This window comes from Nocardiopsis sp. iso_237 (genome assembly GCF_056173345.1).
Genome location: NZ_CM149669.1, coordinates 2,471,021 through 2,495,570 on the forward strand (window position 1 = coordinate 2,471,021; position 24,550 = coordinate 2,495,570).

A 24,550-nucleotide genomic window follows, 5' to 3' on the forward strand; every position below is an offset into this window, starting at 1 on the left:
CTGGCGAACAGCTGTCGCACACACCTGACAGAAGCATCTGCGCGGCTTCTCGGTGCCCCGGCGACCGACACCCAGCCCTCAAAATGCCGAGCGCCCGCCGCATCCCCTTCCTACAGGCCGTGCGGGGTCATCCCTGCCGTCCCAGGCCGCAGTCGATGACGCCCCCGTGTCCAGGCGTCGCACCGGGGTAGCCTCGGCCGACGGGAGCAAGTCGGGGTTGGCGCCCCACTCAGCTGCCACCTGCTGCCAGAGCCGTTCGCCGCGCTCCCCCAAGACGTAGACGCGTTCGGCATCGGACAGGGCCGCCACGGCCGTCAGCGGTTCGGTCAGCTGGGCCTGGGAGCCCGTCTCGATGGCACGGGCCAGGGTGAACAGCGCCAGTCCGGCAGCGCCTGAGTTGTAGACGCTCCTAATGATCAGCGCCATCAGCGCGTGCAGGGCGGAGGGCCGATCCCGGGGCGCGGGCACGTCGTCGGGCAGCTGGCCGAGCGGTTCGGCCTCCGGCGCCCCGTCGGTGCCTGGGTTGGACGCGGTCGTCTGGCCGGTGGTCGTCAGGGCGTCGGTGGCCGGGTCGTAGAGGTGGGCAGTGCCCGTCGATCGGGAGCCCTCGTCGGTGGATGGCATGGGACGGTGCTCGCTTTCAGCTCGAGATCGGACCCTAGGGCTCAGAGCGGTGGAAGATCTCCTCCGGGGCGCGTTCGTGCAGCTTCTCAGGCTGGGACCGAAGCCGTTGGGCGGACCCAGCGATCCACCCAGTGCTGGAGGGTCCGCGCGCTGCCCCTAGGTGTGGATGTGCCGGAACACCATCACCACCGGTCTAAACACGCGCTCCTGCGGAGCCTGTGGACCCCCGACCACCGAGAACGACGCACGCCGTAGCGCGATCGAGCACTCCAGGCAGCAGCTCGGAAGCAGCAGCCGATGAGCACCGACCCGCTGTACCAGGTCCTCAAAGGCGTCAACGACAGCCTGGGCCGGATCCGCCCCGGCCAGCTGGAAACCGAGCGTGGCGGCGCCGAGCCCTGCGACCATCTCATCAGCACCCTGCACCACGGACGCCAGGGGCTACCGATCTTCGCTCAGTGCCGCCACGCCACCGACCATGACGACCTGCAAGAGGACGAACACGGCAGTCGAAACGGAAGAGAACGAGGAACAACACCGATGACATCCGCACCGAACTACGGAATCGCCTCAACCCTGGAGGCCTACACCGCCCACGCCACCGCCCTGCTCGCCCCCGTCCTGGCCGAGCGTCCCCTCTCCCCACCCCTGGCCACCCTGACCGCCGAACGCCTGGGCGCGGTCCTCCTCACCGCAGAGTGGGAGGACGTGGACGCCGTCGGGTCCGCCTCCTGGCTGTCCGATCCCGCGCTGAGTGAGCCCCACCAGCGTCTCAACCACTTCTACGGCAAGGAGGCCGGTCGGGTACGCGGGGTGCTCAACCGCCACGCCATGGACCCCGAACCGATCCAACAGGTGCTGGTCGACCTCATGCGCGCGGCCGTGCGAGCCGAGGAACTGACCCGGCACCTGCACCCGGTCCACCCCCCGTCCCTACCCGCCTGGGCGGTACCGTCCGCGCGGGTGCGCGCGCAGAGCCAGCGGGGTGGTCCCAGGTACGCGCCGGTTTTGGTGCGGGCCGGGCTGAACGAGATGGCCGCCGCCGCCCTCACCGGGCCGCTCACCGGGTTTGTCGCCGCCGTCGACCTGGTCAAGGACCAGTACCGCGACGGTGAGCTGCGCGGGGCCCTGCACGCTCTGGCCCCAGTGCTGACCGGCGGCGACCCCACACGGGTACGGCTCCTGCTCGGCGCGCTGAGCGATCTGCACCTGGAGTGGATGCGGGAGTGGACTCACCTGGTCCGGACCATCGAGGAACACGCCTTCAACCTGCTCATGCCCACCCACATCGGGGCCCTGCTGGAAGGCGCCGGGCTCCCCGACCGTCTGGTCCGGCCGCTGACCGACCTGGTGGACGAAGCCCGCCTCCCGGTCCTGGCCTCCTACGCCCCCGGCGCCCGCACCTCGACCACAGCCGACGACCTGGCCGCGGTGATCGTCGCCGTGGACACCGCCAACGTCTCCGAGCTGCTGACCCTGCTAGACCACCTGGCGCGGGCAAAGCGCCTCGACCTGCCTGCGGACTCCCCGCACCGGCTCACCGGCGCCTGTGAGGACCTGGTGGAGGCCCTGACCGAAGAGAGCAGCCGATGAAGACTCCGACAACGCCCGCCGGGCAGGCCCCGACCCTGGCCGATGCCGACTGCGCTCTGCTCGCCTCGATTGAGGAGATTGCCAGGATTCCGCCTGCGGCGGGGGAGCGGTACGCCTCCGCACAGGCCCTGGTCCTGGACCATGGGCGGGCGTGGACACCAACGCCGCTGCCCTCGGACCTGGAGCAACATCGGGCGACGCCTGGGTTCTGTTACGAGTTCGCTGCTCAGATGGCTGACGCTGTGCCGGGGTTGGTGTACGTGGAGGGCTACGCCTGCCCAGTGCCGGGCTCGAACTGGGCGACCCCGCACGCCTGGGTCGGGCGCCTGGCGGACGGGGCGGCGCTGGATCCGACCTGGCCCACGGTCGGGACCGCGTACTACGGCATCCCGCTCACGGTTTCCTACCGGCGGTCCGTGCCGCCCAGACCGTTCCACGAGGCGGCCGCGCTCCTGGTGGAGATGCTCCCGAAGCCGGTGCGCGCGGATGGGCTCCCGTCCGGAGCAGTGGCCACCAGCACCAACCTATGAGAAGACCCGCCCGGAACCGCTCCCGGCGTTCCCGCCCCGCGTACCCTACCCGGTCGGGGTGATCATGGCGATGGCGGGCGGCATGGACTTGATGGTGCGTCGGGAGCGGTTCCGGGCGGACCGCGCCGAGGGTCGTCCTGATGATGTGTCCCTGGTCCTTGTGGGCGCGGGGTTGCTCCTGGCGCTGAGAGCCTGGATCTGACGAAAGCCCAGGCAGGAGAGTTGCAGGTACGCTGATCAGAGTCGGAGCGGCAGGCCCATTCGGGGCCGGGGACGCTGAGCGTCCACTCCGCCTGCGGGCCGCCCGGTGCACCAGGCGGCCCGCAGTGCGTTCTTCTACGTGTCGAGCTGGAGGCGGCGGCCTGAACATGACCGCCGCAGCCAGATGCCGCAGCGGGGTTTCCCGGGTGATACCCAAGGGCAGAACGAGTGTGCTGTGTAATGGCACAGCACACCCGTTTCGAGAGGACACAGCAGATCGTGGACCTTGCTCCCCCCTTGGCGAACGGTCTTCGCACCGACCACCCGATCCCAGGGCTGCCGTTCGTCGACGACTCCCACCTGCCGCTGGACAACCCCAAGGCCATCGAAAACATCGGCCGCAAACGGGCCCAAGGCATGTGGGGGCGCTACGACGAACAAGGCGAGGGGTGGTTGGCTTTCACCACCGACGCCTACCGACACGACCTGGGGTGGGCCGTGCGCTACCACCCCGAACACGGGCGCACCGTGCTGCTCTATGCCGACGGTGACCCCTCCGGTGTTCACACCAGCTGGTGGAACGACACCCTGCTCTGGCGCGAAGGCGGCTACTGGTGGGACGGCACCACCTGGTACCGGCCCGCCATGCTCTGGGACCCCGCCCACGAGACCTTCCAGCGCCACCCGGTGCCCGCGGCCCTGACCGTCACGGCCGCCGACATGCTCGACGGCACCGGCGACCCGGACCAGGCCACCGTCCGCAAGATCTCCACCCTCCAGGACCACACCACGGCTCCGGGCCGCTGGCTCAACCACCTGGCCCTGTGGGCGCTGCACCGCCCCGACGACGCCCTGCCTCTGGAGCAGTGCGTGGTGACCCTGACCGCCCCCGAACTCAAGGCGAGCGAACTTCTGAGCGTCAGCGACATGGCCCAGCTCGCCGGGATCGCGTCCTCGACGCTGCGCGGCTACATCTCCCGCGACGAAGCCGACGTCCCTGCCCCGCAGGAGATCAGCGGCGGCCGTAGCGCGTGGTCGCGGCCCGTGGCCCAGGCCTGGGTGGAGCTGCGCCACCGCTCCCCCGAAAGCGTGGCCGAAGCCCTGGCCGACCGCACCAGCGACCAGCGTCTCAACATCGGAGAGGCCCTGGTCAAGCAACGTTTCGCGAAGTCATTCTTTTCCTACCTGTGGGAGCACCCGACCCGCCGCAAGCTCTGGGCGCTGCGCCACCGCAACGAGGAGACCGTCCGCCAGACCGCCGACGTCCTGGCCTGGGAGGTCTCCCAGAGCCTGGACCGGATCATCCCCACCGACGCGCTCAGCGTGACCATCCGGCACGCCCTCCTGGACGAACTCGCCCAGGGCCAAGACCTGCACCGAAGTATCCACGGCACCGAGGAGGAGGCCTTCCACGGCATCACCGTCCCGGTCGCCAAGATGCTGGACTGGCTCGTGCGCCACCACCCCACCCGAGCCCAACACGTCATCGGTGAAGTCCTCGGGGAAGCCGAGCGCCGCCTGAACATCCCCCAGGACGTGACCTCCCGCTCCCTGCACACCGCGCTGACCCTGGACAGCGAGCTGGACGAGGACATCCGCGAGGAGTTCCTCGACCGCGTCCTGCCGCACCCCCGAGCCCGACGCTAGACCCCCAACCCCCTGAAAGGACGCCATGGTAGGCATCACCGATTCCGCTGCCACGAACCGCCTGATCAAGCTCCTCATGATGCTGCCCCCACCGCACGCCGAAGACACCTTCGCCCCCTTCTGGGACAGGGTCGCTGATGACCTCGGCACCCGGACCGACTACGTCACCGGCAAGATAGCGGTCCACCTCTCCCTCCTGCTGGGCACCGAGAACCCGGTGCGGCACCGGGAGCGGCTGGCCTCCTACGCCCTGAACTTCTTCGGCACGCCCAGCGACAAGCTCGTCACGAGCATCGCCACGGAGGTGAACACCGGCGCCCCCAACGACACCGCGGGCCGGATATGGGTGGAGGAGCTGCGCACCGCCGCGTTCGCGGTCATGGAGGAGAGCCACCCCGACGAACGCGTGCACGAGGCCGTCGCCAGCTGGGTGCGGTTCAACCGCTGATCCCGACCGCCCCGGGGGATCGCCCCCCGGGGCGTCGCCGTGCCCTCCCGTCTGCGTTGCGGCGGCCCCGTATGCCCGCGATCACCCTGTCTCGGGTTCCTGGTACTCGACCAGGACGTCGGTGTCGTCGCCGGGGTCGTAGTCCCACGCCGCCCACATCTGTTGTTCGTCATCCCAGTACGGGCCGGGCGAGACCAACTGCCTATCCCGCAGGCGGTCCCGGTACTCCTGGACGCTCTCACCGTCCTCCTGCGGGTCATTCACAACCAGTTCTGCGATCTCCCTACGCAGACGGGCCCGACGTCGCAGACGACGCTCCTGCACCTCCGACAGCCACAGACCCGCGAGATCCTCCGCGACCCGACGCACGCGCCCACGGGTGACGTCGTCGCCCTCGATGTAGGCATCCGGGGTGTCCAGCCACTCGCCGCACTGGTGAGCGAGGCTCACCGACTCCACGGGGTTGGCAGGGTTGCCCCCGTTCAGCTGAAGCGGGCAGGGACCAGTGCGCGCTACGTCCTGTCGACACCTGGGGCACTCGCTGTAGGGGCGATCCGTCCACAGCACCACCACGGCCAGCGGCAGCGCCATGTAGGCGCTGGTGGCGGTCAGGGCCTCGATGCTGACGTGCGCGGGCAGGGTGGGCCGCACCTGGTCCACCCACGCCTGGGGGCCGTCCACAAAATCCATGATTCTCCCACGTCAAGGACCGCCAGGACGGTCCCAGCGGTGCTCAACGTGGACAGCCCGAAGGGCTGTGGAGATATCAACGCTACTCCTCGGCGCCGACAGTTTCGCGCAGCTCGCTGCGGGTGAGCCAGGTCCGCCACTGGCCCGCCTCGGTGCCCACCCCGTCGGGGATACCGAGCGCGGCGAGCGCCCCCGGGGTAGGCGGCCTCGTAGACACGGTTGGCGGCCGCGGCCTCCGTGGCGTTGCGCAGCAGCCACGGCGCCGGGATCGAGCGGCACCACAACCACTCCTCCTCGTGGTCGGCATCCCACCAGGCGTCGATAATCCCTCGCCTGCGCAACCCGTTGATCAACGCCACCCGCTCCCGGATCGGGCCACCGGTGCGCGCTCCTCTCGGCCCTGGGCGTCGTCGTCCGCGACCAGCCCGAACATGTCCACGCACGGCGCGGGCACGTCACAGGACACGTGGGCGGCCGCCCACCCCACTCCCAGCATGCGCAGCGCGTGCGCCCGGTGCTGACCATCACCGCCGTCCCCCACCGTGTACACCGGCCCCGCCCAGGCATTGATCCGCCTGAGCTGCATCGGCCCGGACACGAACAGCTCCCGAGCCAGCACCCGAACCGATTCCTCGTCGGCGGCTTCGATGACGTCGTGGGCCAGCTCCACGGGCCGCCACGGCTTGTTGTTGCGCTGGCCCCACGTGGTCAGGGGTGTGGCCACGATGCGCTCGACGGGCACCCACGTGATGGCCTCCACCAGGGTCAGGGTGTGGTCGGCGTTGGGGTGCAGGGAGGGAACGATCTGCATCATGTACGGCGGGCACTGGGGGTGGGCGGTGTTGAGTTCCTCGGTACGGCCGGCCACCCACGTGTCGAGGTCCTGCACCCGTGCCAGGTCATCACGGACCCGCTCGCAGCTCTCCAGGAAGGCCTGGTAGCCGGGTTCGTCCTCCTCCAGGATCTGCCACACCCGGTCAGGGTGCGCGAACAGGTCCGGGTCCGGCTCGATGAGGGCCGTGTCCGCCCCCGCCTGCGAGGGTGTAAGGGTCACGCGGTGTTCGGCGGCGCCGACCAGGTGGGCCACGGCGTGCTGTGCGGCGTCGGCGGTGGGGGCGTGCCCCCAGGCCCGGGTGAGCTGGTCACCGCGGTGCTCGGCGGGTAGCGGCCGTGCGCGCTCGGCGCGGAAGGTCCCGTTGGTCCGGTACCGGACCCGCCACTCAGGTGCTCCGGCGGGGGGAGCATCACCGGCGACGGTGAGCAGGTCCGTGTGAACGCGGCGGGCCCGCCGCACCCGCAACCGCTCCTCCAGGTCCTGCGAGGCGAGGGTGGCGTCCTGGTCCTGGGCGAACTCGCGCTGAGCCTGGGCAAGGAGAGCCCGGTAGTGCTCGCTGCTGGCGCGAGCGTCCCGGAGCTGACGCACCAGCACCTGGGAGTGGACCCCGTGCGGGTCCTGGGACAGACGGCCGATGACCTCCTCCAGCAACGCGGTGAGGTCGGCCAGCTCGTGTTGGGTGGCCTCTGTGTCGCCCACGGCGCGGGCGATGCGCTGGGCGGCAGGTGCGCTGTGGTCGGGGGTCTGGAGGATCTCCCGGGTCAGGCTCCACCGCAGGGCTTGGGGCACCCGGTGAGCCAGCCCGATGATGGCCTCGAAGGCCATGTGGGCGACCACACGGCGCGGATGCAGGCGCCGCACGGAGTCGTCGGGATTACGGCACAGCGAGTTCTCCGGCATCCGGCAGACCGGGCAGGGCATGAGCAGCGCCGACATGAGGGGCCTCGATTCACAAGCGGGGCAGGGAGGGCAGGGGCCAACCTGCCGGGGGGCGGGTTCTGGGCCAGTTTCACCGTTCGAGTACTGACCGTAGCTCTCTGCCGCCAGAATGAGCGGAGTTCTGGCCGCCCCGGGGTGCGGGGCTGGACGGAGCTGGTCCTGGGCCGGAACGGGCGTGTTCCTGGTCCTCATCCACCGAAAAGAAGAGCCCCGCCCATGACACGCGCCACACGCGCCACCCCACGTTCTGCCACCGTTCCCGAGGATGAGCGCACCGTGCACCACAACAGCCTGCTGTACGACTACGCCCAGGACAGTCTGGACGCCTTGGCCGGACGCCACGTCTTGGCGTTGGACGGTGTGCCTGCCGACCGGGTGGCCGCGATCGGCGTCATCGCGATGCTGATGGACATCGGCCACGAGGTCCAGAAGTTGCGCAAGGACGTCCAGCGCCTGGACGAGACCGTGGGTGAGGTCGGCCTCGGGACCCCCGGACGGCTCCCGAGGGCCTGATGCCGGACCGGAAGCCCGCGCGAGGTGGGGCTTTTGCCTTCGACTTTTCTCACCCGAGGACACGGGTTGGTCTCCTGCGGAGCGGGCGCCGGGTATCGCCCGGGGGTGGAACCCATGCTCGCCACCGCCGTCGACCAGCTCCCGGTCGGCCCCGGCCTGCTCTACGAGCCGAAGTGGGACGGTTTCAGGTGCCTGGCCGAGACCGGTCCCGTTCGCCTGACCAGCAAGCAGGGGCGGTTGTTGTCGCAGCGGTTCCCGGAGATCGTCGACGCCCTGGCCGCGCAGCTGCCCGAGGGGGTCCTGCTGGATGGGGAGATCATCCGCTGGGGTCGGGACGGGCGGCTGGACTTCGGCGCGCTCCTGCGGCGCAACTCGGCCTCGTCCCGCCGGGCCCGGGCCATGGCCCGGACTGACCCGTGCCACCTCGTGGTCTTCGACCTGCTCAGTGTGGGTGGCCGGGACCTGACTAAGCGCCCGTTCTCTCACCGGCGCTCAGAACTCGAACGGCTGATGGGCCTGGTGGAACAGCCCTCGCTGCTCACGCTCGGCTGGCAGACCGACAATCCCGATGTCGCCGTGCAGTGGTGGGAGGAGATGCCCGCCGTGGGCGTGGAGGGGGTGATGATCAAGGACGGGCGCCGTTCCTACCGGCCGGGCCGCAGGGACTGGTTCAAGTGGAAGCACCGGGCGACCACGGAGGCGATCGTGGGCGGGGTGATCGGGCACGCCCGAGCGCCCCGCGCACTGATCCTGGGGCGGGTGGACTCGGCCACGGGCGACCTGCGGGTCGCCGGGCGCACCGTCGACCTCACCCCCGCCGCCTCCGAGGAGATCGCCGCGCTGCTCACCCCGGCCGAGGGCGACCACCCCTGGCCCGCGACCCTCGCGGCCACCTGGGGCAGCACCGGGCGTGTGCACTACACACGGGTCATCCCGGAGCTGGTGGTGGAGGTGTCGCCGGACGCCTCGGTGGTCTCCGACCGATGGCGCCATCTGGTCAGGGTCGAGCGCGCCCGACCGGACCTGATGCCAGGGGACGTGCCCCGGGACTTGGCCACCGAGTAGTTCGGATTCCGCCTCGTGTGTGGTCGCCGGGTGGCAGGCTCGACGGCATGAGCGAGCACACCACGCCCCCCACTTCTTCGCCCGACTACGTCACGGTGCGCCTGATCGGCGGTCCTACCTGTCTGGCCAACACGACCCTGGACGGCGTTTACACCGTCCAGGACCTGGCCCAGCCCCTAGAGGAGTTGGGAACCATGCTGACCGTGCCCGACGGCCGAGACCTTCCCCAACGCGATGAAGAGATCGAGGACATCAACCCCCGGGCCTGCTACGGCCCACTCACCCCACCGCCGGGCACCTCCACAGACCCCTCAGTCTGGCACTTCCAGGGCTTCTTCCCTGCCGGGAACGACGACCCGTCCCCGGCCTGGTACCTGCGCGAGGCGCTCGCGCGCACCGCCGCTGCGGCCCAGAGTGGGCTTCTTGGCCACCCCGACGCCGCGTTCTCCGAAGGGGCTGCGCAGGAGTGGCTGGATGAACACCATGAGGAGATCGTGGATGCCATCGGCGACTACTACCGCGAAGACGACCCCGCCCAGTCGCTGCGCCTGGCTCAGGCCCTGGACGAGCGCACCGCCCGTGGCCCGCACGCCGAACAAGCGGTGCGGGTGGCCGTGCTCGGGCTGACCGCCGCTCACGCTCTTGGCGAGGATCGGCATGTGTATGACCGGCTACTGGTGCTCTCGACCGCGCACCGCCGCCAAGGTGAGCACGAGGCGGCCATCAAGCACGGCCGTGAAGCCGTCCGGGTGGCGGCTCGGGTGGGCTCGGAGTTCGCCGCGCAGGCCGCCTTCCACCTGGGTGCCGCGCTGGCGTGGGGCGGGCGACACGAGGAGGCCCTGCGTCAGTACGGGGTGGTGCTGGCACAGCACGACGGCACGGGCAGCGCCCTGGAGGTCGCCGCGACCAATGGCCGGGCGTGGAGCCTGTCGCAGGCGGGCCGTGCGCGGGAGGCGCTGTCTCCGGCGCTGCGCGGGGTGGAACTGGCCGAGCACGTGGGTGACGAGAACGCCGTGGCTGCGGCCCTGGACACCCTCGCAGAGGTGAGGGTCGCGCGCGGGGAGCTGGAGGAGGCGCTGGCCTCCTACCGGCGGGCGTTGGACATCTACGAGGGCATGTCCTACCAGCTGCGCGTTGACCAGGTGCGAGCCAGTATCCGAGAGGTGGGGGAGCGCGCGTAGGGTCTCGGGCTTGTGGAAGGTGGTGGATCGCTCCACCACCCATCCCTAGCCCCCTATCACCATTGGTACTGCCACCCACGTCGCTGCGCCCCGGATGCCCGGGGCGCAGCGACGTGGGTGTTGAGCAGGTGCCTACGCCGTGACCACGGCTTGCAGATGCTCCCAGCCCTGCCCGCGCATCGAGTTGGCGTACCACTCCCCGGGCTGGGGGTCCCGGTAGACCTCCATCCAGTGGGGGTCCGGAGCCGTCAGCCCCTCGATGTAGTAGGGGGCGTCAGCCACGGCAGCGGCCCACGGCGTTCCGTTCCCGCGGCCCAGCAGCACGTCGGAGGTGCGTTCACCGGCGAGGGCGACCACCGCGACCCCGACCCCGGGGCCGTCCTTCATGATCCGGCCCAGGCCCGGCATGGTCTGGCTCACCTCAATGCCATCGAGGACCACCATGAGCGGACGGTGCCGGGTGCTCGCACCGGACATGCGGGCCTCGACCTCAGCGGCTACCTGTGTGGCCGCCCGGTGCTCGTCGTTGATCTCCACGACCTCCACCTGGGCGAGGTCGCGCCAGTGCCCCTCACGAGACGCGGTCAGGACCGTGATGGCCGATACCCCTTCGTTGGAGGACACCTGCGGCCCGTACCGGTGCGGGCTGAGCGGGGGCGCCTGTTCCGTGGCCTGCCGGACCAGGTCGCGCGCCAGCGCACGGCCCGCGGCCCGGTCCTGGGTCTTGATGAGCAGTCCGCCCTGCCCGACCTCCCACATGAGCGGATGGTCGGGGCCAGTGAGGGCCAGGGCGAAGGTGGGGAACTGGTTGGTCACGGCTCTCCTTGGGTTGTGTGCGTGCCGCGCTTGGTGGCGTTGGCATGTCGAAGTGGGCCCGGGCCCCACCGGATGGTGGGTGGGCCATCCCCGGCAGGCGGGGCGAAGGGGGGCTCCGAGAGTTCGGAGAAGAGCGGCGGGAGGATCCGCTCTGGAGCGCGAGGGCGCGTGGCGGGGGTCAATCGCTCTGCGCGGGGGAGAACCGCCTCGAGGGGTGCAGGGCCGGTACGGGGCGAAGCGGGGGCGTTAGCTCAGTAGGTGTCCCCATCCCTCCTCGGACAGCGGCGGAGCGATGCCCTGCACGTGCCCGGCTGGGGCGGGGTGGTGGAGCAGTGCCCACCAGCCGCGCTGGTCGGGGATCTCGCCGGTGGGGTGCGGCCACCGATGCCCCAGCTCGGCCGAGCCGATCCGGGACGCCACCACCAGCGCCCCCGTCTCCTGCCCCGGCGGCGCCACCGGGGTGTTGAACGGTCCGTAGCTGGTCAGGACGTGGACGCCGGCCACGGGCCCCAGGGTGAGAATGTCAGCCAAGTCCTGGCGGATCTGGCGACGGCGCTCCCGTGCGGGCCCACCCCGGGAGGGGGCCCACCCACAGGCGCGGATGATCTCGTGGACCCCGTCCGCGACCAGTACCCGCGGCCCGGCCGAGTCCGGGTCACGGACGTGGCCCGCGAGGGTGGCCAGGGCCTCGACGGCCTCCAGGGGGCCCTGCGGGTTCCGCAGCAGGGTCGGGTGGGTGGCCGAGTCATACCCCCACCGCTCGGGAGCCCACGCACCCGCGAGGGTGGCGCCGTCCAGGAGGACCACCTCCTCAACCCCGCGGGCGGGGGCGGTGCTGGCGCCGGGCACGCCCCGGCGCAGCAGCTGGACGGTCAGGGCCTTGAGCAGGGTGGTGGCCCCGGCTTCGCGCCCGGCCCACACCTCCAGGTGGCCGTGCTGGGCGGGGTCCCACCACAGCAGGTCCCCGAGCGGGCTCATCCCGAGCAGCGCCCGGGGAGAGGGGTGGGGGTCGGCGTCGATGAGCCCCTGGACCTGGGTTAGGTCCAGGCCGGGGGCAGCCAGGTGGCCGGTCTCCCTCTCCTGGGTGGTGTCCACAGGGATCTGTCCTCTCAAGGGGGGTGGCCGGACCCCGGCGGGGTCCGGGGTGTTCGGCGGGGCGAGCCGGTCCCGGCCTGGGCGTGATCTCCCGGACCGCAGCGGCAGGCGGAGCACCTTCGTTCACCGTAGTCCCGCCGTCCCTGCCGGGCGGGGGTTTCACGATCACCACGGGCGGGCGGGGAGACCCCTGCAAGGGGCTGCGATCGGGCAGCCCCTTGCGGGGGGGCTAGCCCTGGTCGTCGTCCTCGTCGGTGACGCGGACCGTGGGCCAGTACTGAGCGTCAAACTCCTCGCCGTACTCGTAGGGCTCAGGGTCGGGCAGCTCGTAGCCGCGCTCGCGGGCGGCGGCGCGCAGGTCCTGAATGTCGCCCAGGCAGAGGGGGTTCTCCTCCTCGTCCTCCCCCGGCACGTAGAGCACGTAGCCCCGGCCGGTGGGGTTGGCGATCACCATGGCCTCGGGGTCGACGCCCACGAAAGAGGTCTCCAGGATCTGGGCGAGGGTGTCGAAGGGCAGGCTGATCATGTGTTCTCCTCGTGGTCGCGGTCGCACCGGCGTGCTGGCGGGTTACTGCTCTTACGGTCAGCGCACGTTCTTTGCGTGCTCGTGGTCAAGTTCGGCCAGCCACTGCTGACGGATGGCGCCACCTCCTCGATCGACAGCCCGGATCGGTGCGCGGCGCCGGGCCCGAGGGGAAGTACGTCCAGTTCTGGCCGCACGTCCACGGTACGGACGCCATGTTCCTCGCCCTCCCCCGCCGCAAGCCGAAGTTGCTCGACACTTTCCGAGGGACGACTGTCTGAAGTGCGGTGCGGCCAGCTCAAACCTGTACAAACAGGTGAGTGGAGCTTGCCCCGTCCGAGGCGTTCCTTGGAAAACGGCGTTTGTTGTCGTCCCGAGGCATACAATGGAGCCACCTTCACAAGGGACCCTTGTGAAGGTGCAGGAACGAAGAGGGGTGCACGAAGCGACTCGTGCACCCCGGTGTTCTCGTTTCAGTCAGCGGCCCTGGTTGGTTTCCTTTTGGGTTACCAGCTGGGGCCGTATTTGGTGAGGGACTCCACGCTCAGGTGAATCAGTGCCTTGGTGGCTCTTGTCAAAATGGCCTTGATAAACCAGTGAATATTCTCCTTCTTGACTATCTCGGGCATGTGTCCTATTTCGGGTTGATTCTGCCACTTGTAGGAGTGTTATGTGCCCTTTTGTGTGCTGGCGGATGAGTCCCGCTATGGTGTGTCCTAGCTAGGCGCTGGACGATGTCCGGCAGAGCGCTCACTGGTCAGCGGGCGCAGAATGAACACCCGCTCCTCACCCAAGATCGGCTTCCTGCACCCGTGGGATGGCCAAGGACGGACCCCTCCTCCTTGCGGTGCACGGTGATCCTGTGCGGGCTGACCACCCACTGGAGCCGGATGATGCGGCGGCAGGCTGGCCTCCGAAGCCGCAGCCCGGGCTCCCGTGGCGGCGCCACTGGCCGAGGTGAACCGGCGCAGGTTCACGTAGTCGACCGTGAGGGCGGGGTCGCCCCCTGCCCGAGCGATGCGCTGGCTGAGGCGTGCGGGGCACTCACGGCCTCGACCTCGTGCAGGGAGCGCCGACTCACCGGCTGGTGAGCCAGGTGGCCAGCAGCATGCGCATCACGGCGATGGTGTCGCTGGTGGCCTCCTCGGTCCCCTCCCCGTTGATCAGGCTCGCCTACGGCCCCTCGCGTCCGTCGGCCGAGAGGGGCACCTCCCCGCAGGGGATCAGGTCCGGCATGAGGTGGCAGGAGTGAGGTAGGCGATGTTGGCCCGCAGGAGGCGGTTGGGGCGGGTCGGGTCACTCACACGCGCGTCCATGAACATGGCGACCTTGATCACGCGCCCGCGAGTGGTCCACACGACTGCGTCCCCGGGCGAGGCGCATGCGTCCTCGGGGTCCGGGGGGCACCAGCGCGGGCCGCTCCCACAGCAGGAGACCGTGGGGCTGGGGGAGGTCCTCCTCGGCGTCCACGGCCATCGTGGACAGCTTCCCGGCCATCTCCTGGGCCGTCTCGCACACGTTCTGGGCGACGTAGACCAATCCCGGCCCCCTCCAGCGCATCGCGCCAGTGGTCGGCTCCGGCGAGGGCCATCACAAGGTTGTGGCCCGAGACAGCTGGATCATCGCGGCGGCGGAGGGGGGAGGCGTACCAAGTGGCGAGCCGGTGCCGGATCTCGGGGAGCTGGTGGGGGCCGATCTCACGGGGTCCGCTCATGAGACCAGTGCGCCTTTCACCTTCTGTTGAGTCGTCGCTTCGGACGTACTGACCTCTCGGGTTCGGTATTTCGGATTCGCTCAGTGCGGTAAAACTGAAAGCGTTATGCTCCCTCGGTTTTCAGTCAAGTTTGAGGAGATCGACCCTGTGACCAGCATTAACCCTCCCGCGCGGCTGGTGGCTGCAAGTCTGGCCGCTGTGCTCGCCCTGACTGCCTGCTCCTCCGAGCCCTCCGAGAGGGCCGACTCCGCCGTGGATCCGGCGGAGACGACCGAGGCTGAATCCCCGAACGTGTTCGATTTCACCGAGTCGTCGATGGGCCCAGCTGAGACCATCGAGTTTCGGGTTCCCGAGGAGCTCATCGAGATGGACCAGGAGTACGCGGAGCGTCGCATGCTCGATTCCGTGACCATGACTGCGACCGAAGCGGAAGACCCTTCCGAGTGCGCCATCAAGTACGACTTCGCCTACACCGACCTGGCGCGGTTCACTGAATTCGCCGAGAAGCGTTACGACCCGGGAGAGGAGAAGGAAGCCGCGTTCAACGCCCTCACCAATGAGTCTCCGGCCTATACTGATATCGAAGAGGACTACTCCTCAGCGGTGGTCCAGTTGAAGTGCGCCGTCTCGCCGTCCGACGACAGCGACACCGCCCAGGCGCGACTCGTGTACACCTTCGACGACGGCCCGATCTCCATCGGGTCCACTTTCTTCCTTATGGCTGAGGTCTCGATCATGCAGAGCGGTGAGCTGTTCGTGCAGAGCGTCAATCGTGATCGGTGGCAGCTGGACAGCAACGGCGCCTGGGTCAAGGGCTAGGCCTCTGGTCCGACGGGGATGTAGTCGGAGGGGTCGGAGACCAGGGAGGGCGGCACCGTCATGGAGCCGTCGTCGCGGGTGGCGACCCTCCAGTCGCCGTCCTCCCATCGCAGATCCACCACGGAGGACACCGGGGGCCCGGAGGGCAGGTCGCCCACGACGAGCGCGATGTCCACCAGCGCCCTGTCGGAGTCGAAGCTCAGCACGCGCACGCCGCGGAACTCGCCTCGCTCCACCTGGGGGCCCTGCTCACGCAGGCCCCCCAGTGCGCTCTCGCGCCCCTGGCCCTGCGCGAGCATCTGCTCGGCCGCGGGCAACGCGAGCTCGTAGTCGTTGGACAGCGCCCCGTAGGCCAGCGCGGCGTTGACCGCGCCCTCGGCGCTGTTCGCCCAGCATCCGGGCACCCCCTCATCCGAGAGCAGGCCGGGGCCGTGGTCCTCATGGGAGGGCACCTGCATGATCCCGACGTAGTCCCAGGAGGTCCCGGCGGGGAACGCCTCGAACACCCCCTCGCTCGACTCCAGCCCGCACACGCTCGGGTCGGCGTCGGGAAGGGGGGCCTCGGAGGGCGGAGCGGGCTCCTGGCTGGCCTGCTCCGGAGACGAACTGCTGGGCAGCAGGGGTCGGGCGGCGAGGGCCAGCCCGATCAGGAGCACCACGCCCACCACCACCCCGGCCGCGACGAGGATCTTCGTGTGCCACGGCTGCTTGTGGCCGTGATCGTTCTCAGGGGATGCGCTCATGAGACCAGTGTGCGGGCCAGAGGGACCAGATCGTGGGCTAGGCGCGTGCCCAGGCGGGCTCGCGGTCCCACTCCTGACCAACCCGTCCTCGTCCAGGATCGGCCTGCCCGACGGGGCGCCGGTGAGGTGGCGGGGGTGCGGATCTCGGTGCAGACCCCGCCCACCATGGAGCAGTACGCGCAGTGGGACCACTACCACCGGCGACTAGCGGCCATCGGGCGTTGGGCGACTGCCGGGCCACGCGGGAGCGGCTGGTCAACAGGGGGCGGCCCCGGGGCCGGGGTGTGTTCAGCGCGGGGTCGACGTCGCCTCGGCCTGGGCCAGCTCCAGGACCGCCAGAATCTGTAGGCGCAGCAGGTCGAGCTGGGCGGCCTCGGCCCGCATGAGCCACTCCAGCACCTGCCGCGGCGTGGTCGCATCCACTCCGCGGGCAGCCCACCAGGGCAGCAGAGCACGGACCAGCTCCGCGCACGCGGCCCGGTGGTCAGCGTCGGGCGCAGTGTTGGCGGCGCCCATCAGGTCGGTCCAGGCCGACAGCGGTCCGCTGCGGCGTATCGCCAGGGCGACCCACCCCAGCGACGCCGCGGCACCCGGGTGGTCGGCCAGCAGGGTCTGGGCGGCCTCGGCCGCGCCGTCATCAATCCGAGCAACCATTGATTCTCCTCGGTAGGGGTTCGTTCACCGTAGCCCGCCGCCCTCGACCGCCTCGGTGAACCGGGCGAACTCAGGCAGCTCCGGCACGCGCGCCCTGGACGCGAGGGAGTACAAGGCGCTCCTGGAAGCCGCGGAGGGCCGGAGTGGGGGCCACGTGATGCCGCCACCGTCGCCCGAGGCTCTGGTGGGCCAGGCCGCGCCATCCTGACCAGGGGCATCGGCACAGCTCACAGGGTTCGCCCGCCTCCCGACATCACCTAATATCGAACACAAGTTCGATCATTGTGCGGTGTCTTCCCCTCCCGGCCGCACCAACGGGAGGGGTGTTGCATGTCGTGGGTCCAGCTGCGGGTGGCCTCGTCCTACTCACTGCGCCACGGCACCGCGCCCCCGGCCGCTCTGGTGGCGGCCGCCGCCGCGCGCGGCCAGCAGATAGCGGCGCTGACCGACCGCGACGGCGTCCACGGCGCCGCCGAGCACCTGTCGGCCTGCGCGGCCGCCGGCCTGGACCCGCTGCTGGGCACGGACCTGGCGTTGGCCACCCCGGAGGGCGGGCGCGTGGTGCTGCTGGCCCGCGGGGCCGCCGGGTGGGCGAGTGTGTGCGGCCTGGTCAGTGCCGCCCACTCCGCCGAGGGGCCGGTGGCCATCACCCCCGATCAGGTCGCCCACCACGCGGGCGGGTTGGTGGTGTTGTTGGGGCCCGACTCCGACGTGGGCCGCCTCCTGGCCCAAGGCCGCCCGGGACGGGCGACCGAACTCCTCTCGCTCTGGCGGCGAACCGGCGCCGAGATCGCCCTGGCCCCGCACGACCACGGCGCGCCGGGGCAGCGGCAGGTGGCCCGGGACCTGCTGCGTCTGGGGGACGCCGAGCGGGTCCTGGTGGTGCTCACCAACGCCGTGCGCTACCCCGACCCCGACGCCGCGCCGGTGGCCTGGGCCCTGGACCGGATCCGCGCCCACGCCCCCGGCCCGTTCGAGCCCGGCCCCCGGGTGAAGCGGGCGCACCTGGCCACGGGGCAGGAGATGTTCGAGGTCGCCGCCGGGGTGTGCGCGGGAGACCAGACCCGGGCCCGCCGACTGCTCGCCCACACCCAGGCACTGGCCACCTCCTGCGTCCTGGACCCGGTGGCCGACCTGGGATGGGGGCGCCTACACCTGCCCGACCGGCCCGGAGCCCGGGCCGAACTCCGCACCCGGGTGGCCGAAGGGGCCGCCCGCCTGGGCCTGGACCAGGGCCCCCGCGCGTCGGCCGCCCGCGAACGCGCCGCTCACGAGCTCGACATCATCGACCGCATGGGCCTGTGGCCGTACTTCCTGACCGTGGCCGACGCGGCGGCCGCGATCCGGGCCCGGGGCATCCGCTGCTCGGCGCGCGGGTCGGCGGTGGGGAGCCTGGTCGTGCACCTGCTCGGCATCTCCGCCATCGACCCCCTGGACCACGGCCTGCTGATGGAGCGGTTCTGCACCCCCTCCCGGCCTGGCCAGCCCGACATCGACCTGGACGTGGAGTCCGCCCGGCGCCTGGAGGCCTACGACGCGGTCATCGCCTCCCACCCCGGGCAGAGCGCGGCGGTGTCGATGATGGAGACCTACCGCGCCCGCTCCGCGCTCCGGGACGCCGGGATGGCGCTGTCCCTGCCCGCGGTGGAGGTGCACCGGCTCGCCTCCGCCCTGCCCCGGGTGCGGGCCGCCCGCATCCGCCAGACCCTGGCCGAGCTCCCGGAGCTGCGCCACCTCCAGAGCCTGGACGCCACCCACGTCGAGCAGCTCGTCTCCCTGGCCGAGCAGCTGGACGGGTTGCCCCAGCACGTGGCCATGCACCCCTGCGGGCTGGTGCTCTCCGACGAGGGGATGGGGACGCGGATGCCCGTCCAGCCCTCCCGCGCCGGGTACCCGATGGTCCACGCCGACAAGCACGGCGTCGAAGCCTGGGGGCTGCTCAAGCTTGATGTGCTCGGGGTGCGGATGCAGTCCGCCCTGGCCCGCGCCACCGATGAGCTGGAGCGCACCACCGGCACCCGCCCCGACCTGGAGGCCCTGCCCGACGCCGACCCCGACACCGCCCACCTCATGGCCACCTCGAACACCACGGGGTGTTTCCAGATCGAGTCACCGGGCCAACGCGAACTCCTCTCCCGCCTACGCCCAGCCGGTATCGACGATCTGGTGGCCGACATCAGCCTGTTCCGCCCCGGCCCCGTCGGCTCCGACATGGTCTCGATGTTCCTGAACGCCCGCACCGGGGCACCCGCCCCGGTCCCGCATCCGGCGTTGGAGCCGATCCTGGCCCCCACCGGCGGCGCCCTCCTCTGGCACGAGCAACTCCTGAAGGTGTTGGACGCCTTCACCGGGTGCGGGCTGGACCGCGCCGAGGCGCTGCGCCGCGCCCTGGACACCCAGGTGGGCCGCGACCAGGTCGAAACCGAAGTTCGCCTGCTCGCTTCCCAGCGCGGGCACGACCCGGCGGTGATCGACCAGGTGTGGCAGATGGTCGAGGCGTTCGGTGCGTTCGGGTTCTGCCGCGCCCACGCCGCCGCCTTCGCCGTGCCCACCTACCAGTCCGCCTACCTGAAAGCCCACCACCCCGCCGCCCTGTTCGCGGGGCTGCTCACGCACGATCCGGGCATGTACCCGCGCCGCGTCCTGGTCCACGAGGCCCGCCGCTCCGGCGTGCCCGTCCTGGGGGTGGACGTCAACGCCTCCGGGTCCCAGTGGCAGATGGAGCAGCAAGAGAGTGGGGTGTGGGGGGTACGCGCCGGCCTGGTCGACGTGGCGACCCTGACCGATGACCACCGCACCCAACTCCTGGAGCGGCGGCCCTTCAACGACCTGGGCGACCTGCTGGCCCGCACCGACCTGGGCGCCGAGGCCCTGGACGACCTCATCCTGGCCGGGGGAGCCGACTCCCTCACTGGGGCGGGAGGGGGCGGGCGCCGCCAGCTCATGATCGCCGCCCACGCCCACCACCGCACCACCCGCCGCGGGGGCGGGGGACCGGGACCGGTGGCCGGGCAACTCACCCTCACCACCACCCCTGCGGGTGGTGTGGTGGCGGGCCCGGCGGCCGCGGCGATGACCCCGGCCGAACAGCGCACCGAGGAACTCCGCGTGCTGGGCTACGAGACCACCGGGCATCTGCTGGACGCCCACGTGGAGGCCCTCGCGGACCTGGCCGCGCACCACCGCCTGGCCAGCGCCGCCCGCCTGGCCCACCTGCCCGACGGGGCGCCGGTGACGGTGGCGGGGGTGCGGATCTCGGTGCAGACCCCACCCACCCGCACAGGCCGCCGGGTGGTGTTCTCCACGTTGGAGGACCGCACCGGGTTGATCGACGTCGCCCTGTTCGAGGGCGCTCAGCAGCAGGCGGCCCGGGTGCTCTTCGACCACCAGCTGCTCATCGCGGCCGGGCGGGTGCGCCGCGCCTCACCCGAGGCGCTGCCCACGGTGACCGTCACCCGCGCCTGGCCGCTGACTGCCCACGCCACCGCAGGGGATGCCTCCAGGGCGGCGTAGTCGGAGGAGCGCACAGCCCCCGCCAGAAGGTTCACTCGCTAACTGACCCAGTTGCCATCGCTGTCCAGCTCCCAGCCTCTGGTATAGATTTCGTGCACGATGAGTTCACCACTTTGCATGGCGGCCACTTCGACCCTGGCGAAATTGGCTGAGGTGTCGCTCTCGTCTTCTGTGAGCGCGAAGAAGGACACACTCACGGTCTTATCATCATCGGAGGGCGAAGCGGCACAATCCATTTCCACCACCGCCGAAGAGAAGTCCTCCTCCAGGTCAGCGTCCTTCTCCGACTCTCCCGTCAGGCTCCTGAAAGCGAACTGAGTCGGTGTGCCACTCCCATCGTGGCTCTCGGAAGCACCCAAAAGGCGCTCAAGCCCACCATCGACGAAGACGAACTGGTACTGCACAGCGCACCTCGACGCGTCTGCGGGCTCGGCCGACGTCAGGATGACGGAATCGAGCACGCGACGCTCCGCGTATTCCGGGGCCTTCTCAAGGAGTTCCTCAGGTACTCGGAATTCAATGCTCTTGGACGGCTCGAACGACTCTGCGGTGAAGTCGAACGCCTGAGTGGAGGAGCACGCAGTCAGCACGAACGCGGAGACCGCGCTTACGGCGACCAGCCGAATTGGCGCATTGTTGCAGTTCACGGGGGTAGTCTCCTCAGGTTTGACTGAAAACTCAGGGGCACTCCTTTTTACCGCACCACGATGAACGTCGGCCCGGCGCAGCCGGCCCGGGACCTGACGGGCCGCGCACGTACCCACCGCCGCGCCGAACTCGTGCGCCTGATATCCCAGGTGGAGCAGCCCTCGCCGCTCAACTCGGCTGGCAGACCGACAACCCCGAGGTCGCCATGCAGTAGTGGGAGGAGATGCCCGCCGTGGGGGTGGAGGGCGTGATGATCAAGGACGCGCGCCGCTCCTACCGTCCGGGCCGCAGGGACTGGCGCAAGTGGAAGCACCGCGTCACCACCGAGGCCATCGTGGGCGGGGTGGTGGGCCACGCCCGCGCCCCCTGGGTCGTTTCCTGGGTCCACGTGGCGGGCCGGGCGGGGAGGCCCTGGACGACCTCATCCTGGCCGGGGGAGCCGACTCCCTCACTGGGGCGGGAGGGGGCGGGCGCCGCCAGCTCATGATCGCCGCCCACGCCCACCGCCGCACCACCCTACGCCCCCGGGACGAGGGACCGGTGGCCGGGCAATTCACCCTCACCACCCCTGCCCCTACAGGCGGGGCCGTGCTGGCAGGCCCGGCGGCCGCGGCGATGGCCCCGGCCGAACAACGCGCCGAAGAGCCCCGCGTGCCGGGCCACCACCCTGCACGGCACGCGGCGCCCGGGGGCGGCCTGAGAGCGCGTCAGGAGTGCGGCCAGGCGAGTCTGCTCGGCCAGTCGGAGCCGTCGGTCAGGACGTCACGAGCCCGGGGTCCGACCTCTCCACAGGACACACGCTCTAGGATTCCTCACCCTTCAGAGAGAAATCATTTCCTCATGGAACACCCGAAATGCTCCCACTTGACCACTCGAACGGCTCGGTTCATTTCCTTCTTCGCCTTCTTCACCCGTCGACGTCGACCCCACCGTGGCCCTGCGGCAGCCACACTTTCAGCAAGAGGGTGCGGCATGGGCTTGGTGTTCAGGCAGACGCCACAGAACGCGAAGAGCTTGGCCTTCGCTTCGTCATAGTGAAACACTAGGACCCCAGCCGGACTGGGGAGGGAAAGTTGCGATTCCATTTCACATTTTCTATGTCAATACCACCAAAAAGGCCCTAACGCCTTCAGCAATCTCGAATACTTTAACGGAAACCAACACGCTTGGCCGGTCGTTGATCTTCTAACGACCGGGGGTCGAGTACAAGAGCCGGCGTGGAACCGAGGTGAAGGGGTCGGCCGCTTCAGGGGCGGACCGTCGTCTCACGCACCACGGGGCACCTCCTGGGACAGCAGGCCAGCGGCGGCGTCCACGGCGATCTCCTCGCCGTCCAAGCGCCACTCGGTGTGGGTCCCCGCGCCCGCACCCTGGTTCTGGTGGACGAGGCGCTCGACGACGCCCGCAGCGGTGCGGTGGCTGGAATGGTGGGTCAGCATGCGGGACTCCCGGGTGGTTGCGGCCTGCCATCGGGGGATTCACGATGGCGCAAGCGACGATAGCGCCCCCTGCTCACCGCGGTCCGCCCTCCCAGGACCAGGATTGGCCGACCGTTGGCCTCGCGCCACCCCGCGCTGCCCACAGTCATTGTCACCCGCACCTGACCGCTGTCAGCAGCAGACGCCTCAAGAGCGGCGACATAGACGAGGAAGCGCTGGTTCAGGGGTGGATCGGGTGACTCTTTCCCACGGCTTGAGCTCTCTCGATCAGGAGAACAGCCAGGAAATCGACCATCTCATGACCCGGATGGTCGTGGGGGAGACCATAGGTGACAGCTAGGTCACTGGCGAGCGTGATTCTGGCCAGGGAACCGTCGTCTCGCATGCGGTCCAGCACGCGACCGGCTTCCTCGGTCCACGCGGCGGCGCGGCTTCGGTCTCGATCCATGGATGCGGCCAAGACTTGACGATACTCCGGGGAATCTGTCACCCATCGGAGCCAGGAATCGAAGTGGTCCAGCAGGAAGCTGATCTCTACTTCTTCCACCCGTCGGCCTAAGAGGCTGCTTGCGTCCGCCTCAGAGAGAGCGGGCCACCAATCTCGCAGAGCGGCGACCGCTTCCGTTGGAGTGAGGCTCTCATCCTCGGTCGCCGCGTGGATCTGGCGCAGCTTCGCGACCAGACTTGGCCAATGCATCGAGGGCGTCCTCCCTTTTCGAGTATGAGTGGAGTGGGATCCCAGAGTCCCAGGTCAGCCCTGCGTAGTCACGTGGATGCACGGCGCGCCTTGGACGCCCTTGACGTGCGAGACCTGACCGGCATGCTCTCCCACCGAAGGACGTCGAGTATCTGGGTCTGATGGTGGTCCTGACCAGCGTGGGACGCACAACCGCCTCAGGTGTGTGTGGCGGGACGGGCCCCACTCGCATGTGGGTGCCTTTCTGGCCTACGACCGGCGTCCTCCAGCCAGGCCAGGCTGCGGGGGTGGCGGGCCGGACGACGGACCTCTCCCCGGACGAGTCCGAGGAGGTCGCGGGGCACATGGTGAAGACGGACGATCACCTGGCCCGTGACCCTCGCGGCGACGTGGGGGAGTGAGGGAAGGCAGCACTACACCCGCGTGGAACCGCACGTGGTGGTCGAGGTCTCCCCGGACTCGGCCGTGGTGTCCCGACGGTGGCGGCATCCGGTCAGGTACGCGCGCCTGCGCCCCGACCTGGCCCCGGAGGACGTGCCCCGGGGGCTGGACGCGGAGAAGTAGGCGGCCCTAATCCAGGTCCTTCACTGGCAGGTTGGGGCCGACCGCCCGCAGATACTCAAGACGCTCTGTGAGGTCGCCGTCCGACACTGTCATGCGAGACAGCGCCTGGAGTCCGCGCACGTGCCTGATCACGTCCACGGGCAGGATGCCCTCCAGGTCCTCGAACGGGATCGTCCAGGACAGGGCGAGTGGTGCGGGTTCGTCTCCTCGGCTACGCGCCCGAAGCATGGCGACAGCGATTCGCCATCCGATGCGTGCGGCGGCGCGTGGGTGTGCGCGGAGTTCCGGCACCGCCGTGAGAATCCACGGGCCCAGCGCGCGTTCCACGTCCCACTCTGGTTTGCGCATACTCCCATGGTGCCTGACGTGCTCAAACGCGATCGCCGGGGTCTCCCCGAGGCAGGGGGAGCCCCGGCTGCTCAACGCACTTTCGGTCCGCCGATGCGTGGCCGGACCGGGATGTCGGCCTGGACGTCGCCGGTACGCCGGTACCGCTCCAGGTGAGTGCGGCACCACCCTCTCCCGGCTTGCCAACGCCCGCACCCGGGCACCTCGCACACCCGTGCCGGGCGCGATCGGGAGGCCCTGAGTGCCTGCTGGCGGCGTGACTCCAACGTCTGCGCCCGGAGCGGTTCTCGAAACGCCGCTCGCGACTCCTCGCGTGCCGCCTTGGGGTTCCGCGCCTCTGTGAACCGTCTCCACTCGGGGGACCCGACCCTCTCCGACGCCTGCTCGCTGAACATCTCACGGAGCTGAGGGGAGGCGAGAGCGGCGCTCCGGGCGAGCCCGTGAGCCTCCCGGTACTGGTCGGCGGTCATGCCGTGCTCACGGACGTGACGACCCAGGAACGTCTTCTCCTGGCCGCACTCGTGGCAGACCAACCCACCGGTGGGCCCGGTGGTGAGCTGCCCGTGGATGCCGTGGCCGTCGAGGTCTCCATACTCCATGGGGAGATGATGGCGCCCCGGTGTGACAGTCGGGAGCCGGTGGGCGGCTGTCAGCGGGTTCCGGCCACAGGGGCCAGGGAGAGAACGACCCCGTCCGGTCGGGACGCCTCGC

The 24,550-nt window shown here is 70.2% G+C and carries 27 protein-coding genes; 12 read left to right on the forward strand and 15 right to left on the reverse strand.

Annotated elements, in window-relative coordinates; all coding sequences use genetic code 11:
• Positions 1-78 precede the first annotated feature (78 nt).
• On the reverse strand, positions 79-624 hold the full coding sequence (locus AC0VYM_RS11255) for a hypothetical protein (RefSeq protein WP_475461949.1): 546 nt from the start codon (positions 622-624) through the stop codon (positions 79-81).
• A gap of 297 nt (positions 625-921) precedes the next feature.
• Here AC0VYM_RS11255 and AC0VYM_RS11260 point away from each other — a divergent pair, with 297 nt between their 5' ends.
• The 4 genes from AC0VYM_RS11260 to AC0VYM_RS11275 all read left to right on the forward strand — a co-directional run bounded on the left by AC0VYM_RS11260 (position 922) and on the right by AC0VYM_RS11275 (position 5,043).
• Entirely contained in the window at positions 922-2,217 is a 1,296-nt protein-coding gene (locus AC0VYM_RS11260) for a hypothetical protein (protein ID WP_475461951.1), read from the forward strand.
• Entirely contained in the window at positions 2,214-2,747 is a 534-nt protein-coding gene (locus AC0VYM_RS11265) for a hypothetical protein (protein ID WP_475461953.1), read from the forward strand. The genes AC0VYM_RS11260 and AC0VYM_RS11265 overlap by 4 nt, the downstream gene beginning before the upstream one ends.
• 441 nt (positions 2,748-3,188) lie before the next feature.
• Positions 3,189-4,595, forward strand: a complete 1,407-nt coding sequence (locus AC0VYM_RS11270; RefSeq protein ID WP_475461955.1) for a helix-turn-helix transcriptional regulator — start codon at positions 3,189-3,191, stop codon at positions 4,593-4,595.
• Between the two features lie 25 nt (positions 4,596-4,620).
• A complete protein-coding gene (locus tag AC0VYM_RS11275) occupies positions 4,621-5,043 on the forward strand; it encodes a hypothetical protein (protein WP_475461957.1) in 423 nt (140 codons plus the stop codon).
• 81 nt (positions 5,044-5,124) lie between these two features.
• On the opposite strand, the gene AC0VYM_RS11280 is transcribed toward AC0VYM_RS11275, so the two are convergent.
• The 3 genes from AC0VYM_RS11280 to AC0VYM_RS11290 form a co-directional block, all read right to left on the reverse strand.
• On the reverse strand, positions 5,125-5,733 hold the full coding sequence (locus AC0VYM_RS11280; RefSeq protein ID WP_475461959.1) for a hypothetical protein: 609 nt from the start codon (positions 5,731-5,733) through the stop codon (positions 5,125-5,127).
• 82 nt (positions 5,734-5,815) lie between these two features.
• The gene (locus AC0VYM_RS11285; protein WP_475461960.1) at positions 5,816-5,950 is read right to left on the reverse strand and encodes a hypothetical protein; all 135 of its coding nucleotides are present in this window, start codon (positions 5,948-5,950) and stop codon (positions 5,816-5,818) included.
• Between the two features lie 132 nt (positions 5,951-6,082).
• Positions 6,083-7,504, reverse strand: coding sequence for a hypothetical protein (locus tag AC0VYM_RS11290; RefSeq protein ID WP_475461962.1), 1,422 nt, complete (start codon positions 7,502-7,504; stop codon positions 6,083-6,085).
• A 219-nt stretch (positions 7,505-7,723) separates the two neighbouring features.
• Here AC0VYM_RS11290 and AC0VYM_RS11295 point away from each other — a divergent pair, with 219 nt between their 5' ends.
• From AC0VYM_RS11295 to AC0VYM_RS11305, 3 genes are all read left to right on the forward strand, one after another.
• Positions 7,724-8,020, forward strand: coding sequence for a hypothetical protein (locus AC0VYM_RS11295; protein ID WP_475461964.1), 297 nt, complete (start codon positions 7,724-7,726; stop codon positions 8,018-8,020).
• 114 nt (positions 8,021-8,134) lie between these two features.
• Positions 8,135-9,085: an ATP-dependent DNA ligase gene (locus tag AC0VYM_RS11300; RefSeq protein ID WP_475461966.1), complete on the forward strand. Its 951-nt coding sequence runs from the start codon at positions 8,135-8,137 to the stop codon at positions 9,083-9,085.
• Positions 9,086-9,132: 47 nt separating this feature from the next.
• On the forward strand, positions 9,133-10,266 hold the full coding sequence (locus AC0VYM_RS11305; protein WP_475461967.1) for a tetratricopeptide repeat protein: 1,134 nt from the start codon (positions 9,133-9,135) through the stop codon (positions 10,264-10,266).
• Positions 10,267-10,398: 132 nt separating this feature from the next.
• On the opposite strand, the gene AC0VYM_RS11310 is transcribed toward AC0VYM_RS11305, so the two are convergent.
• The 3 genes from AC0VYM_RS11310 to AC0VYM_RS11320 form a co-directional block, all read right to left on the reverse strand.
• Positions 10,399-11,082 (reverse strand): hypothetical protein, encoded by a 684-nt coding sequence (locus AC0VYM_RS11310; RefSeq protein WP_475461968.1) that lies wholly within the window; start codon positions 11,080-11,082, stop codon positions 10,399-10,401.
• A gap of 246 nt (positions 11,083-11,328) precedes the next feature.
• The gene (locus AC0VYM_RS11315) at positions 11,329-12,177 is read right to left on the reverse strand and encodes a hypothetical protein (protein WP_475461970.1); all 849 of its coding nucleotides are present in this window, start codon (positions 12,175-12,177) and stop codon (positions 11,329-11,331) included.
• A gap of 229 nt (positions 12,178-12,406) precedes the next feature.
• The gene (locus AC0VYM_RS11320; RefSeq protein WP_475461971.1) at positions 12,407-12,703 is read right to left on the reverse strand and encodes a hypothetical protein; all 297 of its coding nucleotides are present in this window, start codon (positions 12,701-12,703) and stop codon (positions 12,407-12,409) included.
• 1,030 nt (positions 12,704-13,733) lie between these two features.
• Between AC0VYM_RS11320 and AC0VYM_RS11325 the strand changes: the two genes are divergently transcribed.
• Positions 13,734-13,952, forward strand: coding sequence for a hypothetical protein (locus tag AC0VYM_RS11325; RefSeq protein ID WP_475461973.1), 219 nt, complete (start codon positions 13,734-13,736; stop codon positions 13,950-13,952).
• Positions 13,953-13,996: 44 nt separating this feature from the next.
• Here the strand turns inward: AC0VYM_RS11325 and AC0VYM_RS11330 are convergent, their stop codons facing one another.
• Positions 13,997-14,239, reverse strand: coding sequence for a hypothetical protein (locus AC0VYM_RS11330; RefSeq protein ID WP_475461974.1), 243 nt, complete (start codon positions 14,237-14,239; stop codon positions 13,997-13,999).
• A gap of 322 nt (positions 14,240-14,561) precedes the next feature.
• Between AC0VYM_RS11330 and AC0VYM_RS11335 the strand changes: the two genes are divergently transcribed.
• A complete protein-coding gene (locus AC0VYM_RS11335; RefSeq protein WP_475461976.1) occupies positions 14,562-15,233 on the forward strand; it encodes a hypothetical protein in 672 nt (223 codons plus the stop codon).
• On the opposite strand, the gene AC0VYM_RS11340 is transcribed toward AC0VYM_RS11335, so the two are convergent.
• Together AC0VYM_RS11340 and AC0VYM_RS11345 are read right to left on the reverse strand one after the other, a co-directional pair.
• On the reverse strand, positions 15,230-15,976 hold the full coding sequence (locus AC0VYM_RS11340; protein WP_475461977.1) for a DUF8175 domain-containg protein: 747 nt from the start codon (positions 15,974-15,976) through the stop codon (positions 15,230-15,232). The genes AC0VYM_RS11335 and AC0VYM_RS11340 overlap by 4 nt on opposite strands.
• Positions 15,977-16,264: 288 nt before the next feature.
• Positions 16,265-16,630, reverse strand: a complete 366-nt coding sequence (locus AC0VYM_RS11345; protein ID WP_475461978.1) for a hypothetical protein — start codon at positions 16,628-16,630, stop codon at positions 16,265-16,267.
• Positions 16,631-16,960: 330 nt separating this feature from the next.
• Between AC0VYM_RS11345 and dnaE the strand changes: the two genes are divergently transcribed.
• Positions 16,961-20,143 carry a DNA polymerase III subunit alpha gene (gene dnaE, locus AC0VYM_RS11350; RefSeq protein WP_475461980.1) on the forward strand — a complete coding sequence of 1,061 codons (3,183 nt, stop codon included), beginning with the start codon at positions 16,961-16,963 and terminating at the stop codon, positions 20,141-20,143.
• Between the two features lie 38 nt (positions 20,144-20,181).
• Here dnaE and AC0VYM_RS11355 read toward each other — a convergent pair whose 3' ends face one another.
• Complete coding sequence (locus AC0VYM_RS11355; protein WP_475461981.1) at positions 20,182-20,790, reverse strand: hypothetical protein; 609 nt, start codon at positions 20,788-20,790, stop codon at positions 20,182-20,184.
• 224 nt (positions 20,791-21,014) lie between these two features.
• Here AC0VYM_RS11355 and AC0VYM_RS11360 point away from each other — a divergent pair, with 224 nt between their 5' ends.
• On the forward strand, positions 21,015-21,278 hold the full coding sequence (locus tag AC0VYM_RS11360; protein WP_475461983.1) for a hypothetical protein: 264 nt from the start codon (positions 21,015-21,017) through the stop codon (positions 21,276-21,278).
• Positions 21,279-22,056: 778 nt separating this feature from the next.
• Here AC0VYM_RS11360 and AC0VYM_RS11365 read toward each other — a convergent pair.
• Together AC0VYM_RS11365 and AC0VYM_RS11370 are read right to left on the reverse strand one after the other, a co-directional pair.
• Positions 22,057-22,230: a hypothetical protein gene (locus AC0VYM_RS11365; RefSeq protein ID WP_475461985.1), complete on the reverse strand. Its 174-nt coding sequence runs from the start codon at positions 22,228-22,230 to the stop codon at positions 22,057-22,059.
• A 220-nt stretch (positions 22,231-22,450) separates the two neighbouring features.
• On the reverse strand, positions 22,451-22,927 hold the full coding sequence (locus AC0VYM_RS11370; RefSeq protein ID WP_475461986.1) for a hypothetical protein: 477 nt from the start codon (positions 22,925-22,927) through the stop codon (positions 22,451-22,453).
• Positions 22,928-23,350: 423 nt separating this feature from the next.
• Between AC0VYM_RS11370 and AC0VYM_RS11375 the strand changes: the two genes are divergently transcribed.
• A complete protein-coding gene (locus tag AC0VYM_RS11375; protein ID WP_475461988.1) occupies positions 23,351-23,491 on the forward strand; it encodes a hypothetical protein in 141 nt (46 codons plus the stop codon).
• A gap of 6 nt (positions 23,492-23,497) precedes the next feature.
• Here AC0VYM_RS11375 and AC0VYM_RS11380 read toward each other — a convergent pair whose 3' ends face one another.
• Together AC0VYM_RS11380 and AC0VYM_RS11385 are read right to left on the reverse strand one after the other, a co-directional pair.
• On the reverse strand, positions 23,498-23,839 hold the full coding sequence (locus AC0VYM_RS11380) for a hypothetical protein (protein WP_475461990.1): 342 nt from the start codon (positions 23,837-23,839) through the stop codon (positions 23,498-23,500).
• Positions 23,840-23,910: 71 nt separating this feature from the next.
• The gene (locus tag AC0VYM_RS11385; RefSeq protein ID WP_475461992.1) at positions 23,911-24,438 is read right to left on the reverse strand and encodes a MucR family transcriptional regulator; all 528 of its coding nucleotides are present in this window, start codon (positions 24,436-24,438) and stop codon (positions 23,911-23,913) included.
• Between the last annotated feature and the right edge of the window lie 112 nt (positions 24,439-24,550).

What these genes read in the sequence shown, in the direction of transcription:
- AC0VYM_RS11360 (WP_475461983.1), top strand. Translation starts at nt 21,015, where the DNA reads ATGCCCGCCGTGGGGGTGGAGGGCGTGATGATCAAGGACGCGCGCCGC.
- AC0VYM_RS11255 (WP_475461949.1), bottom strand. Translation starts at nt 624, where the DNA reads ATGCCATCCACCGACGAGGGCTCCCGATCGACGGGCACTGCCCACCTC.
- AC0VYM_RS11270 (WP_475461955.1), top strand. Translation starts at nt 3,189, where the DNA reads ATGGCACAGCACACCCGTTTCGAGAGGACACAGCAGATCGTGGACCTT.
- AC0VYM_RS11305 (WP_475461967.1), top strand. Translation starts at nt 9,133, where the DNA reads ATGAGCGAGCACACCACGCCCCCCACTTCTTCGCCCGACTACGTCACG.
- AC0VYM_RS11260 (WP_475461951.1), top strand. Translation starts at nt 922, where the DNA reads ATGAGCACCGACCCGCTGTACCAGGTCCTCAAAGGCGTCAACGACAGC.
- AC0VYM_RS11300 (WP_475461966.1), top strand. Translation starts at nt 8,135, where the DNA reads ATGCTCGCCACCGCCGTCGACCAGCTCCCGGTCGGCCCCGGCCTGCTC.
- AC0VYM_RS11290 (WP_475461962.1), bottom strand. Translation starts at nt 7,504, where the DNA reads ATGTCGGCGCTGCTCATGCCCTGCCCGGTCTGCCGGATGCCGGAGAAC.
- AC0VYM_RS11265 (WP_475461953.1), top strand. Translation starts at nt 2,214, where the DNA reads ATGAAGACTCCGACAACGCCCGCCGGGCAGGCCCCGACCCTGGCCGAT.
- AC0VYM_RS11345 (WP_475461978.1), bottom strand. Translation starts at nt 16,630, where the DNA reads ATGGTTGCTCGGATTGATGACGGCGCGGCCGAGGCCGCCCAGACCCTG.
- AC0VYM_RS11340 (WP_475461977.1), bottom strand. Translation starts at nt 15,976, where the DNA reads ATGAGCGCATCCCCTGAGAACGATCACGGCCACAAGCAGCCGTGGCAC.
- AC0VYM_RS11380 (WP_475461990.1), bottom strand. Translation starts at nt 23,839, where the DNA reads ATGCGCAAACCAGAGTGGGACGTGGAACGCGCGCTGGGCCCGTGGATT.
- AC0VYM_RS11280 (WP_475461959.1), bottom strand. Translation starts at nt 5,733, where the DNA reads ATGGATTTTGTGGACGGCCCCCAGGCGTGGGTGGACCAGGTGCGGCCC.
- AC0VYM_RS11275 (WP_475461957.1), top strand. Translation starts at nt 4,621, where the DNA reads ATGGTAGGCATCACCGATTCCGCTGCCACGAACCGCCTGATCAAGCTC.
- dnaE (WP_475461980.1), top strand. Translation starts at nt 16,961, where the DNA reads ATGTCGTGGGTCCAGCTGCGGGTGGCCTCGTCCTACTCACTGCGCCAC.
- AC0VYM_RS11370 (WP_475461986.1), bottom strand. Translation starts at nt 22,927, where the DNA reads ATGCATTGGCCAAGTCTGGTCGCGAAGCTGCGCCAGATCCACGCGGCG.
- AC0VYM_RS11365 (WP_475461985.1), bottom strand. Translation starts at nt 22,230, where the DNA reads ATGCTGACCCACCATTCCAGCCACCGCACCGCTGCGGGCGTCGTCGAG.
- AC0VYM_RS11320 (WP_475461971.1), bottom strand. Translation starts at nt 12,703, where the DNA reads ATGATCAGCCTGCCCTTCGACACCCTCGCCCAGATCCTGGAGACCTCT.
- AC0VYM_RS11385 (WP_475461992.1), bottom strand. Translation starts at nt 24,438, where the DNA reads ATGGAGTATGGAGACCTCGACGGCCACGGCATCCACGGGCAGCTCACC.
- AC0VYM_RS11295 (WP_475461964.1), top strand. Translation starts at nt 7,724, where the DNA reads ATGACACGCGCCACACGCGCCACCCCACGTTCTGCCACCGTTCCCGAG.